A 13,685-nucleotide genomic window follows, 5' to 3' on the forward strand; every position below is an offset into this window, starting at 1 on the left:
TTAGGCAAAGCAGGGGATTTAGGCAATGGAGCGCGCATGCAAGCGCGCCATGATCGTTGCAGGCGTGTCACAGGAGGACGCCTCGGCTGACAGTGGCGTAGGGAGTCCTAAGACGGGCTTGGCGCGATCAACACGCCAGCAAGAAGGTTCAGGACCGGTCCTGCATCACGACTGACAAACACGAAACGCCGGCCTGCGCCTTGGGGAAGAGCGCAAGCCGGCGTTCCGGGTGTTCGGGCGTTGTTGATACAGCCGGGGCGCGGGACACGCATCCGGACGTATGCCCGCTTGAGGATCAGTCGTCCGAGTCCGCGTCCGGCCCTGACATCATTTCCTCGGCAACCTTGTCGGTGCGGCTGCGAATCGCAGCTTCCAACCGGTCACAAACCTCCTTGTTCTCCTTGAGGAAATTCTTGGCATTTTCGCGGCCTTGGCCGATCCGGATCGAATCGTAGGAGAACCAGCTGCCCGATTTCTCCACTACTCCGGCCTTCACACCAAGATCGATGATCTCGCCGATCTTGGAGATGCCTTCGCCGTACATGATATCGAATTCGACCTGCTTGAACGGCGGCGCGACCTTGTTCTTGACCACCTTCACACGCGTTGCGTTACCTGTGATCTCGTCACGGTCCTTGATCTGTCCGGTGCGGCGAATGTCGAGGCGAACAGAAGCGTAGAACTTCAGCGCGTTGCCGCCGGTGGTGGTTTCGGGGTTTCCGTACATCACGCCGATCTTCATGCGCAGCTGATTGATGAAGATCACCATGCAACGCGAACGACTGATCGAGCCGGTCAGCTTGCGCAGACTTTGCGACATCAATCGCGCCTGCAAGCCGACGTGCGAATCGCCCATCTCGCCTTCGATTTCCGCACGCGGCACCAGCGCTGCAACCGAATCGACCACCAGCACGTCAATCGCATTGGAACGCACCAGCGTATCGACGATTTCGAGCGCCTGTTCACCCGTATCGGGCTGCGAGACGATCAACTCGTCAATATCCACACCCAGTGCCTTGGCATAGACCGGATCCAGCGCGTGTTCCGCATCCACGAATGCGGCCGTTCCACCGTTCTTTTGCGCTTCGGCAATAACATGCAACGCCAGCGTAGTCTTGCCCGAGCTTTCCGGGCCGTAAATCTCGATCACCCGGCCACGCGGCAAGCCGCCGATCCCGAGCGCAATATCCAGTCCCAGTGATCCGGTCGAAATCGATTCGACCTGCATCGTTTCCTTCGAGCCCAGCTTCATTGCCGAACCCTTGCCAAACGCACGGTCGATCTGAGCGAGCGCGGCTTCAAGCGCCTTCTGACGGTCCACGGCTTTCTTGTCCTCTTCCACCAGCTTCAATTGCGTAGCCATCGCATGCGCTCCTTCACTTGCCTATGGGCGATTGCGAAGTATCGACAATCAGGCCCTTGGATCGGCTTGTATCGGATTTGTTCTCATGGAACAAGTAGGGAACGAAATTTTTCCTACAGCGCGTCTGTGTATCAATCGGAACGATCGCTCAGCTTCCAGTCAATGCGCCTGTCAGTATTGGAAGGTAGAGTAAGCTCCACGGTCTGATAGCCATTCTTGACCACCACTTTCTTGCCCGGAAACCGGATGTCGTAAGACCCCGCCCAGCCCAGTTGCAGCCGCAAGGTAATCGGATGCGGATTGGCGTTGGTCAGGACCGCGCGCATTTTCGTCCACTTGCGTTCGTCATGCTCGACCGCCTCTTGTGCCGTGCGACCACAGCGGACAAAAACCTGCGCGCTCGCGGCCAGATTCAGCTCGATATCCTGCCCACGCGCATAGTCGCGCAAGCTCGTCTGCGCGGCCAGCCGCGGTCCGCGCCGCGCCTGCTCGGACATTGGTTCATACAACGTCATAGCGCCTTGCGGCAACGCCATGCCAAGGCCCTTGGCCTCCGCGTTCTTCGTCACCAGTAGCAGGCTGGCAGCTTGCGGTTCCTCATCGTCGTCGTCGATCCAGACATCAGGATCGCACCCGGCCTCGTAGAGATATCGCGCCTTCACCACGTCCTGGTTGAGGAAGGCGACCTGCTTCATCCCCTTGGCCGACACATTGACCCGTCCCGGCACACGAAACAGCTTGAGATCGCCCAAATCTTCCTCGTCGGCGGTGATAACCGCGGCGGGGGCTTCCAGCCGTTGGGCCTGAACCCGCGCGCCGGTCACCACAATCGCTTGGGCGTCCATCGCCATCATCTGCGGAGCGGCAGGAGGGGGCGGCGGTGGAGGCGGCGGGAACGCGCCCCTGGAGGTGCTGCCGAGCGGATAGCAGGTCAGATACAGCCCCTTGGCCACCGGCGGATCGGCGAGGCTTTCGTAATCGCTTTCGACATTCAGCCTGCCTGCGATAATCTGCAACCGGGCATTATCGAAGCTTTGGCCGTTATCGTTGACGAGGGTAAGCCAGCTCAGCAATCCAAGATCAAACTCATCACCCTGCCCCTGCTCCGGTGGTGTATCCTTGAGGGTTGCGACGTAATTGGCCTGCCAGTCAAAGCCCCAGGCGAGGTAGGTCAGTGTCACATCAAAGGTGCCGTCCTCGTCCGAACGCGTATCGACCGAGAACACCGGGCTAGCGGAAAGCCCAGCGGGCACACGGTCAAAAGTCAGAGTTTCGGGCAGGCCCGAGCACCGTACCGCCTCGAAGCCCTCCCCGGTCTGGAACACAAGCCCGCCGTCGGCGCGCGTGCGCACCACGGCCTGTTCGCTGGTCTGCGCGCCAGTTGCCGGGTTCGTCCGCGAAATCGTCACGCGGTTGCCGAGCGTCCCGTCGACCAGCGCGGCGGGCGACAGGAGCTGTGCGTTGCGGTTCTTCTCGATCGTGCCGCCAGGAAGCCCGGTGACGATGGCGGAAATGCCAATCATGCCTTCCGCCACGCCTTCAAACCGGATCGTCGATTCGCCCTTGGGCAATATTACGCGACGGGTTTCGCTGATCATGGCGAGGCCGCGAGGATATTCACGCTGAAGCGGCGCGTCGACGTTGCGATCGGGGTCGCGGTAAATCGTCACGGCGAGGTCGGAGGGCGGCGCCGCGTCGATCACCTCGCGCGCCCATGACGCCGGAGCGAACGGCGCTGCGAGCGGCGCAGCCAGCAACGCCGCGCCCAGCATCCAGATTGCGGGCCGCCGCACCCCAGCGGCCTCAGTAACGGGTTTCGAACGTCACGCGGATCACCCGCTTACCCTCGGCAGGGACCGGAACGACATATTTGCGCCGGTCGGCGTTCAACTGCTCGCCCGGAATATCCTCGGCTGTGATGCGATAATCATCCGCCCACCAGCTACGGCTAAGACCAGTCTGCACCAGTTCGACATCAACCGGCGCATTTTTGGCGTTGGTGAGGGTGTAGCGCATGGTGGTGCGATAATAGGTCTTGGGGCGCTCAACGGTTACATCCTGCACGACCTCGCCATTTTCGACGATGCGATAGCGCGCACTCCTCTCCCACTCTGCACTCGTAATCGTTTCGCGCTTTTCGATTTCGGACTGGACCGTGATGTCGAAGGCATCGCCTGTCACCAGTGATAGTTGGCTGCCCATCGGGGTGTGGCCTATACCCTTTTCCCCGATAAATTGCGGTGTGCCCTCCTTGTCGCGCTGATAGAATCGCACCGTGCCGGCCGGGAGCGCATCGCCCAGACCCTGATCGCGCGATGTTGAAAAAGCGATGCGGCTTTGCACGTTGACGGGCTGCTCGTCATTCTGCTGCCATCCCACCGCCAGACCATAAATCTTGCGCGCAGGCACAGACTGCACATCAAGGAAGCTCACCTGCTTGGTCTGGGCGTTGGCGATCGTGGTGCGCGCAGCGATGGGGTAGAGGTAGAAATCGCCAAGTCGCTCGCGCGATGACGCTTCAGTTCCAGCGCGGATCATGCCGCGATCAGCCGCTGAACGCCGACCGTAATTCTGCGTGTTGGCATTACCGGGCTGGCCCGCAACCAGCACGGTATCGGCCTGGTGGAAGGTGGTGCCGGTGTTGTTGGTCAGCGTCACCCAGCCTTGCATGTCGATGGTGCCGCCGACCTCGTTGTAGAGTGCAACATAATCGGCGCTCCAGCCAAGCCCGTTGGTGAGATAACGCAGTGCCACAGGCCGCGTGCCGGCGCGTGTGCTCTCGAGATTGACGGAAAGCGTGGGCCGGGCGCGCAGGTTCGGCGGCACGCGGTCAAAGATTACGCGCACCGGCAGGCCGTCATCGCGCAGCACCTCGATCCGCTCCCCTATCTTGAGCACGGTGCCTCCTGCGACCGAAAGCACCGTGGCACGTTCGCGCGTCTCGGCGCCGGTAGCAGGGTTGGTGCGCAGCAGTGTGACGCTTTGCCCGACCGCCTTTTCCATCAGCTTTGATGGCGTAAGCAGGTCGTAATCGAAGTTCTGTTCAACAATCGTGGTGTCAGCGGCGGCGAAGCTGAGCGTTTGAGGCTGAATCTGGGCCGAGACATCGGGGAATTCGACGCGGGTTCGCCCTTGGGCGATGGCAAGCTGGCGCACGTCCTGCACCAGTGCGAGGTTATTGTTGTAAATCGTGACCGCGACCTGCCCTTGCGCCGATTCGGCACGAGCGCTGTCATCCGCGGTCTGCGCAGCAAGGCTGGCCGCCCATAGCGCCGCTCCTGTTGCACCGCACGCAGCGATGATTGTCCGTTTCATCATCCCGTCCCCTCACGTCTCCGATCAACAGGGTGAACGATCTTCGCAGTTTATCCAAGGTGAATGAACACTTTGTCCGGGCAAAGTGTCGCGCCGCGTTGGGGCTTAAGCGCTGGCCGCCTGCACGGACTTCGCCTCGCGCAGCACCGCACCGACCTTGTCACCAATCGAGGCCACGCTGAAGGGTTTGGCGATAAAATGCATGTCGGGAATATCGATGTCACGGCGCAGTTGTTCCTCGGCATAGCCGGACATGAACAGCACCGGCATATCGGGCAGGCGCGCGCGGATTGCGCGAACCATTGCGGGGCCATCCATTCCTGGCATCACGACGTCTGACACGACAATATCGAAACGTGCGGTGCCTTCGGTGATCGCGGCAAGACCTTCCTCGCCATTGGCGCAAGCCGTCACCTCATATCCCGCCCGGGCCAGCGCGCGTTCCGCGACAGCGCGCACCATGTCCTCATCTTCCACCAACAACACCTTGCCCCCTGCCGACCAGTCCGAGGAGACCAGCGGCGCGGGCGCACGCTTCTTTGGCGCTTCGCCGCGGTGGACGGGGAAATAGACCGTGAACCGCGCGCCTGTGGGTTGGCCCGCCTTGTCGGCGATATTGTCAGCGAAGATGAAGCCGCCCGATTGCTTGACGATCCCGTAGGCAGTCGACAGGCCAAGCCCCGTCCCCTTGCCCTGCTCTTTGGTGGTGAAAAACGGCTCGAACAGCTTGGGCAGCACATGAGGCGGAATGCCGCCGCCGGTGTCCTGCACGATCAGTACGGTGTAGTCCGCAGCTGGTAGCACCTCGGAGCCGAGCTGGATCACCTGCTTGGCCTGAAGCGTGCGGGTGTAGAGCGAAATCCGCCCTTGCCCGTTGCCGCGGGCGGCTCCGCCGTTCCCCTGGATCGCGTCGCGGGCGTTGACGGCCAGGTTCATGATCACCTGTTCCAGCTGCTGCGGATCAGCGCGCACCGGGCCCAGATTGCGGTCATGCTGAACGTAGTACGTGATTTTCTCACCAAGCAGTCGCTTGATCAGCGGGCTGACCTCGCTGACCACATCAGGCAACTGAATAATTTCTGGTCGTAGGGTCTGCTGGCGCGAGAATGCCAGCAATTGCCGCGTCAGCGCAGCGGCCCGGTTGGAATTGGCGCGGATCTGCTGAATATCGTCATAGTCGCTGTCACCGGGGATGTGGCGCAGCAGCATCAGATCGCAGGTACCGATGATCGCGGTCAGGACATTGTTGAAATCATGCGCGACCCCGCCCGCCAGCTGGCCCACGGCCTGCATCTTGGTGGCTTGCGCCACCTGACGGCGCAGCTGGTTTTCCTGAGAGGTATCGGCAAGACTGAGCAGCACCGCCGCTTCGCCCAGACCGCGCACTCCCGCCAGCCCGAGCGACACGGGCTCTTCAGGACTGCCCACCAGACGCACGGTCACATCGCCACTGGTCGACGGCCCGCGCCCATGTCGGCGCACCGCGTCCGACAATGCCGCCTTGTCCTCGCGCACAACAAGGTCGGTCGGGAATTGCGGCAATCCCCGCCCTTCGCGGGCCACGGAGCGCAGGAAGGCTTCGTTACCGAACAGGAACCGCCCGTCGCGGTCCGTCATCGCAAGGCCCAGCGGCAATTGCGCAAGCAATGCGTCCAGCTGCGCCACGCCCGCATGAGACGCCCCGTCCCAGCCCGAGCCGATGCCCACGCCGCTGTCGATCAGCAGCATCAAAGATGTCGCTTCGTCCGGCCCTGCTGCTGTGACGCGCTCCTCGGGGTCGACCAGCGGGATATCCACCAATGTCTGGGGCGTGCCACCACGTCCCTCGCGGGCAAAGAAGATCCGGTCGCGCTCGTCAGATCGCAAAAAGCCGACGAAATCCTGTCCGATCAGCGTTGCACGTTCATCGCCCGCTGCCCGTTCAGCGAAACCGGCGCTGACAGCGCGGATGACGCCGTCGGATGTGGTGATCGCGGTTTCGATGCCTGCCCGGCTCAGCATTTTGCCGAACATGCCTGCCAGATCGAGCGAGCCGAGGCTGTCACTGCGTGTCCGGGCAATCGGCTTGAGCCGCCAAATCAGATGATCATCACCCCGGCCCGCGCGTGTTACAGCGATTTGCCATTGGGTGTCGTCCGATGCCTCGATCATGTCGAGCGCCGCCGATCCATCGCGCCAGGCATTGCGCGCCAGCAGCGTGACCGCCTCCAACGCATCGCGCTCCAGCGGGAGCGCCGGCGGCGCCGCATTGGCGCCGAAGCTTTCAAGAAAGAATGGGTTGGCGCAAACCATCCGATTGGCGCGGTCGGTGATCGCAATGGCCTCCCCTGCACGCTCGATGGCTGTGACAGTGACGCTCCAGTCGGGCGCGCTCACGCCTTCGCTGGCCGGAGTACTGCGCATCCGGTCCATCAGAAATACGCCGCCCAGCAGAACTGCCGATGCAAGGGTGAAAGCCAAGGCAACGATCGCGCTACCGCTCGCAAGAAACAGCACAAAGGCGCTGGCAATCAGCGCAGCGCCGAGGATCAGGATCAGCTTGGCTTGGGGCACGTCAACCCGCGCGCCGACGCTGTCGGAGCCCACGGGGACGTTCGAATCTGTGCCGATGCGGCGGGACAAGCGGTCAGGCTCCTGTGGAATGAGGGCATCGCGGCGGACCGCTGAGCAAGATGCTTCCTACTGCGAGCCGAGCCGCTGGTCGAGCCGCCCTTCCATCGCTTTCAACCGTCTGGCGCGCTTGCGGGACACTACAGCGCGCCACACCCATCCTGCCACCAGATAACCGATCGATGGAGCGACCACGGCAAGCACCAGAAAGCCAAAAGCAGTGGCGCCCGCCATCTGAAAGAAATCAACGAACATATCCCACGCGCCCGCCTGCGCCTTGGCATTGGCGAGCGCGGGGCCCGCCACATCCAGACGCAGCGTAAAATTGCCGACCTTGTTGGCTGCGACCAGCCAGAATGGCAAAGTGAAGGGGTTGGTCACAAACGTGACGAGCGCGGCCAATGGGACGTTGGCGCGTGACGGCAAAGCCAAAAAGGCCGCAAGGAAAACCTGGCCCACAGGAATAATGAAGGCGGCAAACAGCCCCAACGCCACCCCCCGCGGCACAGACCGGCGGGTGAAACGCCACAATTCAGGTGAAAGAAAGCGGTGTGCGATAGGAGCCAAAAACTTATTCGCGGCCATTTTTTCGCGCGTCGGTGTGTTCTTGCGGATAATGTCCATCGCCCAGGTTTTGGATCGGGCGCCGACCGTGGGCTTATCAGACGGTGGCACGCTCATTCCCACACGCCTAAACGGTCAGGGGCGGTGTGCGCAAAGAAGATCAAGTCAACCATCATCACAGTCGGCATATGGGTAACACAGCAAGACTGACCAGTAGGTGAATCAGCCCCCCCGAAGTTTTTTTGAAGAACCGCCCTAGCCGCGATCGCGCATCAACCGTGCCTTGTCGCGTTTCCAGTCACGGTCCTTGGTGGTGGCGCGCTTGTCATGGTTCTGTTTGCCCTTGGCGAGCGCGAGTTCCACCTTCGCCCGCCCGGTGCTGTTGAAATAGACCATCAGCGGCACGAGCGTCATGCCCTTGCGCTCAACGGCGCCAACGAACTTCTCGATCTCGCGCTCGTGCAGCAGCAACTTTCGCGGGCGGCGCGGTTCGTGGTTCAGGCGGTTGCCGTGGCTGTATTCAGGAATGTTGGCGTTAATCAGCCAGACCTGCCCGTCCTTCACCTCGGCGTAGCTTTCCGCGATGCTGGCTTCACCTGCGCGCAGCGCTTTTACCTCGGTGCCCTGCAACGCAAGGCCGGCTTCAAACTTGTCTTCGATATAATAATCGAACCGCGCACGGCGGTTTTCGGCGACGATCTTGAGCTTGTCGAAGGTGACGGGTTTGGGGCGTGCCATGGGACGCGCGATGTAGGGGGGGGCGCGGCAAAAAGCGAGGGGGAAAGAAAGCCGAGCCTTTGCGCTTTGCCCGCGCGCAGGGTAGCGCCCCGCAAGGGCATTGGGGAAAAGCGCTAGGATTATGGAAACAGCCGCATCATTTGACATTGCCGGGGTCAGCATTGCGCCCGGCACAGCGCAGGACGTAACGTTCCAAATCACAACGATGGCGACCGGCATGGCATCGTCGCTCGCGGTGCGGGTGCTCCACGGTGCCAAGCTCGGCCCCGCGGTGTTCGTAAGCGCCGCGATCCACGGCGATGAGATCATCGGCACGGCCATCATCCAAAGGCTGGCGCAGATGTTGCGCCCTGAAAGCCTGAGCGGCACGGTGATGCTGGTGCCGGTTGCCAACATCTTCGGCTTTCTCAACAGGTCGCGCTATCTGCCCGACCGCCGCGATCTCAACCGCAGTTTCCCGGGGAGTTCCGGCGGCTCGCTCGCCGGGCAGATCGCCAATATATTCTACCGCGAAGTGGTGGGCCGCTGCCAGTTAGGAATCGACATCCACTCCGCCGCGATACACCGGTACAACCTGCCCCAGATCCGTATCGCATCCGGCAACAAACGGCTGACCGAGTTGGCGATGGCCTTCGGCGCGCCGGTCATCATCGAAAGCCCTTTGAGAGAGGGCAGCTTACGCGATCTGGCCCATCAGACCGGCGTCGAAATGCTACTGCTCGAAGCGGGTGAAGCGCTGCGCTTTGACCGCCTTTCGATTGAGACCGGCGTGGCAGGGGTGGCCCGTGTTCTGGGTCATATCGGCATGATTGAGGCTGATGACGGTCTGGCGAACGTGGGCATCCCGGCGCGGGCCAACCGTTCGGTCTGGGTCCGGTCCCCGCGTGGCGGCGTGATGCAGGCCGTACGCGAATCCGGTGCGCCGGTGCGCAAGGGCGATCTGCTCGCCTGCGTGTCGGGACTGTTCGGAGAGGACGCGCAGGAAATGGTCAGTCCGGTCGATGGCATCATCATCGGGCACGCCACCCTGCCGGTGGTGCATCAGGGCGACGCTCTGTTCCATATCGCTGAGATCCCCCACCCTGAACGGGTCGGCGCGCAGATCGAAAGCATCACCGAGGCAATTCTAGCGAGCGAGCCCGAAGGCTTTGCCGAGCGCCTGCTTGACGAGGACGAGGTGGTCTAGGCGGGTAGCACGCCAGCCGACACCAGCGCCTCGTCCACCGCGCGGCGCGCTTCGTCCGCGCATTCGACGAGGGGCAGCCGCACTTCTGGCTCAATCCACTCATGCACCCGGCTCAACGCGTATTTCACGGGTGCAGGCGACGCATCGGAGAACATCGCATAGTGCAGCGGAAACAGGCGGTCGTTCAGTTCGCGCGCCTTCTTCAGCTCGTTGGCCGCAATCGCCTCGTGGAATTCGGCGCACAGCTTGGGCGCAACATTGGCCGTTACAGAAATGCACCCGCGTCCCCCTGCAGCCGCATGAGGCAGCCACAATTCGTCATTGCCCGAAAGCTGGCAAAACTCGCGGCCGATGCCCATGCGGTGATCCGCCACCCGCGACAAATCGCCGCTGGCATCTTTGATGGCGATAATCCGGTCAGGAAACTGGCGGACCAGTTCCACCACTGTGTCGTCAAGAATATCGGTCACCGTGCGTGCAGGAACATTGTAAAGCACGATCGGCAGGTCGCAGTTTTCCGCAAGGTAACTGAAATGCGCGATTAGCCCGCGCTGGCTGGGGCGATTGTAATAGGGCGCAACACACAGCCCCGCCGCAGCGCCGGCCTTCTTGGCGAAGTTCATGTGCAACGCGGCGTTGCGGGTGTCATTCGACCCGCAGCCCGCGATCACCGGCACGCGCCCTGCGGCCTGCTCTATGCAAACCTCGATCACGCGGTGATGCTCGGCATTGGACAATGTCGAAGCCTCGCCCGTGGTCCCGCACGGCACCAGCGCGGCGCTGCCGTTATCGATCTGCCAATCGACCAGTCGCCGGAAAGCCGCTTCGTCAAACGTCCCGGCCCGGAAAGGAGTCACCAGAGCGGGTATCGAACCGCTGAACATTGCCTTCGTCCTGCCTTCATCGTTAAATAATACTACATAAGCGAGCACGCTCGCCCTCTTCGTTCACCGCCTGATAAGGAGCCGATTGGCACTATGTCCAGCATGGTCCGCTATTCTTTGTACCCGTCACGGATTTGTGCTGCATTCGGTTTGATCGCGGCAGGGCTCTTGCCCCTGCCGGCAGTCGCTCAGGATTTTTCCGCCAGCAACAGTCTTGTCGCCCGCCAACCCGGCTCGATCGACGCCGCCATTGGCCGTTGGGAGGTTCTGCAAGCCAGCCGCACGCAAAGCTTTGCCGACTACGCCGGCTTCGTGATGGCCTACCCCAGCTTTCCGCGTATCGAAATCCTGCGTCTGCGGGCCGAAGCCGCGCTAGAAAACGAAGCGCCGCCGCAGGCCGATCTGCTGGGTTATTTCGACGCAAATCCCCCGCTGACCAATCCGGCGCGCGCGCGCTATGCGCTGGCGCTCGCCGCAGTCCAGCGACCTGAAGCGCTTACCGAAGCGCGCAAGGCTTGGCGTGGCGGGCAGATGAGCGATCCGATCGAGCTATACATTGCCGGCCTTTATGGCGCGCAGTTCACGCCGGATGATCATGCCGTTCGGATGGATGCGCTGCTGTGGCAGGGCAAGGCCGATGCGGCCTCCCGCCAGCTTATCAATCTAACCGAAATTGATCGTCCGATGGCGATGGCCCGGCTGTCGCTGCTGCGTGGCGCTCGGCCCGAATTCTCCGGTCTCGCCGTCCCTGCGACCGCGCAAGCCGATCCCGGCTATGTGTTCAATCTGGTCAAGCATCTGCGCGCGAACGGCCAGACAGGCGAAGCCGCGCAGGTTTTCGCCAGCCGCTCCGCCTTCATCCGCCCTGCGCTCGACGCTGAAGCTTTTGTCGGAGAGTTGCTCGGGCTAGCCAAGAGCGCGGGCGCGCGCGATGCGGCGCGGATTGCGGCCCGTACCGACGATCTGTTCGCGCCGGGAACCGACGTTTCGCTCACCAGCTTCACCTTGCGCGACCGCTACACCGATCTGATGTGGCTCGGAGGAACCAAGGCGCTTTGGGAAATGGGTGATGGCATGGCCGCCGCGCCGCTGTTCCAGCGTTATGGCGATGCTGCACGCACACCGCTAACCAAGTCCAAAGGCTATTTCTGGGCTGGCCGGGCCGCACGGCAGGCGGGCAATCAGGCCGAGGCGACGCGCTACTTCGAAATGGCAGCACGCTGGCCCGATTACTATTATGGCCAGTTGGCGCTGTCGGCGCTGGGCCGCACAATGCCCGGTTTTGCTGGCCTGCCGCAGCCTGCGATGGACGCGGCTGTCCGCGCGGAGTTCGAAGCGCGGCCCCTGGTCAGAGCCATCCGCGCCCTTGCCGTCAGCCGCCGTGACTGGCGCACCGAACGCCGCTTCTTTGAAGCCTTGGGTGATGAGGCCGATACGCCAACCGAAATGTTGATGGCCGCCATGCTTGCCAACCAAGTCGGGCTGGACGAAATGGCCGTGGTGCTAGGCATGAAAGCGGGTGAGAACGGATTGTCGGGCCTCGAACGCATCGGCTTCCCGGTCGTACCCACGCCTTCGATAGTCAATGACTGGGTGATGGTCCACGCGATCGGCCGTCAGGAAAGTGAATTTGACCGGACACGAGTGTCTCACGCTGGCGCGCGCGGGATGATGCAGCTGATGCCGGGCACCGCGCGCGAACAGGCAGGCAAGCTGGGCGTGCAATATCTGTCCGCCGACCTGATCGGATCGCCAACCTATAACATCCAGCTGGGTGACGCCTATTTCGCACGAATGATGAGCTATTACGGCGGAGCTTATCCGCTCGCAGTGGGCGCCTACAATGCCGGGCCGGGACGGGTGAACCAATGGCTGCGCCTCAATGGTGATCCGCGCACGGGCGCTATCGATTGGGTCACCTGGGTTGAGAAAATCCCCGCCAACTTCGAGACACGCTATTACATCATGCGCGTCATCGGTAATGCGGTGACCTATTCGCACATGTACCCCGATCAGGCCGGCTTGCCGCGTCCGGTCGACGCCTTTTTGCGCTAAGAACTTTGCGCGATGAAACCGCAGGGGCCGCCGATCACGCCAGCGGGCATGGCCGCCCTGAAGGCGCGTTATGATCATCTGCTCGAGATCGAACGTCCAGCGATTGTCGAGATCGTCAGTTGGGCGGCGGGCAATGGTGACCGGTCGGAAAACGGGGACTATATCTACGGCCGCAAGAAAATGCGCGAGATCGACCGCGAATTGGCGCACCTCATCAAAAGAATGAAAGCGCTCCGCGTGGTCGACCCCGCCGCGCAGATCGACCAGAACCGCATTTTCTTCGGTGCGCAGGTCGAAATCGCAGACGAGGAGGATAACCGCCAGACGATCCAGTTAGTCGGCGATGACGAGCAGGAGGCGAGCGAAGGCCGGATCGGCTGGCATTCCCCCCTCGCCCGCGCGCTTCGCGGGGCCCAGGTGGGTGATTTGCGCACCGTCACCTTGCCTTCAGGCACACGCGAATGGGAAGTGCTGGCCATTGATTATGCTTAGGTTGGGCCTGTGCGCAACGCTGCTGATCGCCGCGCCGCTGGCCGCGCGCGAAAGCCTGGGCGTCTATGAAAGCTGGGCGGCGTTCAAGGATACCGCACCGCTGCGGTGCTATGCGATTGCAAAAGCACGCGGAAAGTCGCCCGCGCTGGCCTATGCCACAGTTTCGCACTGGCCGGCCCGCAAGGTTCGCGGCGCGGTGCATATCGTCCTGTCACGCGACGTGGCAGAAGCGGCAAACGCGCGGCTGACGGTGGGGGCCAAGCGCTTCGATCTGGTCACAAAAGGCCGCAATGCTTGGGCAAAGGATGGGCGTGCCGATGCCGCGATCATCGCTGCGCTGCGATCGGCTTCCCGCATGAGCGTTTCGGCACGGAACGCCACGGGCGGTACGTTTACCGACCGCTATGCCCTGTCCGGAGCCGCCACCGCGGTCGATGCCGCCACCATCGGCTGCGTTCAAAGGCGCTGACTGGTCAAA

General features: G+C 62.3%; 11 protein-coding genes. 4 read left to right on the plus strand and 7 right to left on the minus strand.

The features are described 5' to 3' along the window. Positions 1 to 295: 295 nt before the first annotated feature. The 6 genes from recA to smpB form a co-directional block, all read right to left on the minus strand. The gene (gene recA / locus ACRANW_RS11680; RefSeq protein WP_479431954.1) at positions 296 to 1,363 is read right to left on the minus strand and encodes a recombinase RecA; all 1,068 of its coding nucleotides are present in this window, start codon (positions 1,361 to 1,363) and stop codon (positions 296 to 298) included. A 131-nt stretch (positions 1,364 to 1,494) separates the two neighbouring features. Further along, positions 1,495 to 3,156, minus strand: a complete 1,662-nt coding sequence (locus tag ACRANW_RS11685; RefSeq protein ID WP_479431955.1) for a DUF4139 domain-containing protein — start codon at positions 3,154 to 3,156, stop codon at positions 1,495 to 1,497. 10 nt (positions 3,157 to 3,166) lie between these two features. After that, positions 3,167 to 4,681 (minus strand): DUF4139 domain-containing protein, encoded by a 1,515-nt coding sequence (locus ACRANW_RS11690; RefSeq protein WP_479431956.1) that lies wholly within the window; start codon positions 4,679 to 4,681, stop codon positions 3,167 to 3,169. A 102-nt stretch (positions 4,682 to 4,783) separates the two neighbouring features. Beyond that, positions 4,784 to 7,231 (minus strand): response regulator, encoded by a 2,448-nt coding sequence (locus tag ACRANW_RS11695; protein ID WP_479433933.1) that lies wholly within the window; start codon positions 7,229 to 7,231, stop codon positions 4,784 to 4,786. Positions 7,232 to 7,357: 126 nt separating this feature from the next. Continuing rightward, on the minus strand, positions 7,358 to 7,912 hold the full coding sequence (locus ACRANW_RS11700) for a DUF2062 domain-containing protein (RefSeq protein ID WP_479433934.1): 555 nt from the start codon (positions 7,910 to 7,912) through the stop codon (positions 7,358 to 7,360). Positions 7,913 to 8,107: 195 nt separating this feature from the next. Beyond that, a complete protein-coding gene (gene smpB, locus ACRANW_RS11705) occupies positions 8,108 to 8,590 on the minus strand; it encodes an SsrA-binding protein SmpB (RefSeq protein ID WP_479431957.1) in 483 nt (160 codons plus the stop codon). 121 nt (positions 8,591 to 8,711) lie between these two features. Here smpB and ACRANW_RS11710 point away from each other — a divergent pair, with 121 nt between their 5' ends. Continuing rightward, on the plus strand, positions 8,712 to 9,776 hold the full coding sequence (locus tag ACRANW_RS11710; RefSeq protein WP_479431958.1) for a succinylglutamate desuccinylase/aspartoacylase family protein: 1,065 nt from the start codon (positions 8,712 to 8,714) through the stop codon (positions 9,774 to 9,776). Here ACRANW_RS11710 and dapA read toward each other — a convergent pair. Next, a complete protein-coding gene (dapA, locus tag ACRANW_RS11715; protein ID WP_479431959.1) occupies positions 9,773 to 10,660 on the minus strand; it encodes a 4-hydroxy-tetrahydrodipicolinate synthase in 888 nt (295 codons plus the stop codon). The two genes, ACRANW_RS11710 and dapA, sit on opposite strands and share 4 nt — an antisense overlap. A 93-nt stretch (positions 10,661 to 10,753) precedes the next feature. Between dapA and ACRANW_RS11720 the strand changes: the two genes are divergently transcribed. Genes ACRANW_RS11720 through ACRANW_RS11730 form a run of 3 tightly spaced genes read left to right on the plus strand, consistent with a single transcriptional unit; the run spans position 10,754 to position 13,676 of the window. Beyond that, positions 10,754 to 12,715, plus strand: coding sequence for a lytic transglycosylase domain-containing protein (locus ACRANW_RS11720; RefSeq protein WP_479431960.1), 1,962 nt, complete (start codon positions 10,754 to 10,756; stop codon positions 12,713 to 12,715). 12 nt (positions 12,716 to 12,727) lie between these two features. Next, entirely contained in the window at positions 12,728 to 13,207 is a 480-nt protein-coding gene (gene greB / locus ACRANW_RS11725; protein WP_479431961.1) for a transcription elongation factor GreB, read from the plus strand. Continuing rightward, positions 13,200 to 13,676, plus strand: coding sequence for an invasion associated locus B family protein (locus ACRANW_RS11730; RefSeq protein ID WP_479433935.1), 477 nt, complete (start codon positions 13,200 to 13,202; stop codon positions 13,674 to 13,676). The genes greB and ACRANW_RS11730 overlap by 8 nt, the downstream gene beginning before the upstream one ends. Positions 13,677 to 13,685: the final 9 nt, after the last annotated feature.

Source organism: Erythrobacter sp. 'gip.4 top 5' (genome assembly GCF_056495765.1).

What these genes read in the sequence shown, in the direction of transcription:
- greB (WP_479431961.1), top strand. Translation starts at nt 12,728, where the DNA reads ATGAAACCGCAGGGGCCGCCGATCACGCCAGCGGGCATGGCCGCCCTG.
- ACRANW_RS11700 (WP_479433934.1), bottom strand. Translation starts at nt 7,912, where the DNA reads ATGGACATTATCCGCAAGAACACACCGACGCGCGAAAAAATGGCCGCG.
- dapA (WP_479431959.1), bottom strand. Translation starts at nt 10,660, where the DNA reads ATGTTCAGCGGTTCGATACCCGCTCTGGTGACTCCTTTCCGGGCCGGG.
- ACRANW_RS11720 (WP_479431960.1), top strand. Translation starts at nt 10,754, where the DNA reads ATGTCCAGCATGGTCCGCTATTCTTTGTACCCGTCACGGATTTGTGCT.
- ACRANW_RS11690 (WP_479431956.1), bottom strand. Translation starts at nt 4,681, where the DNA reads ATGATGAAACGGACAATCATCGCTGCGTGCGGTGCAACAGGAGCGGCG.
- ACRANW_RS11710 (WP_479431958.1), top strand. Translation starts at nt 8,712, where the DNA reads ATGGAAACAGCCGCATCATTTGACATTGCCGGGGTCAGCATTGCGCCC.
- recA (WP_479431954.1), bottom strand. Translation starts at nt 1,363, where the DNA reads ATGGCTACGCAATTGAAGCTGGTGGAAGAGGACAAGAAAGCCGTGGAC.
- smpB (WP_479431957.1), bottom strand. Translation starts at nt 8,590, where the DNA reads ATGGCACGCCCCAAACCCGTCACCTTCGACAAGCTCAAGATCGTCGCC.
- ACRANW_RS11730 (WP_479433935.1), top strand. Translation starts at nt 13,200, where the DNA reads ATGCTTAGGTTGGGCCTGTGCGCAACGCTGCTGATCGCCGCGCCGCTG.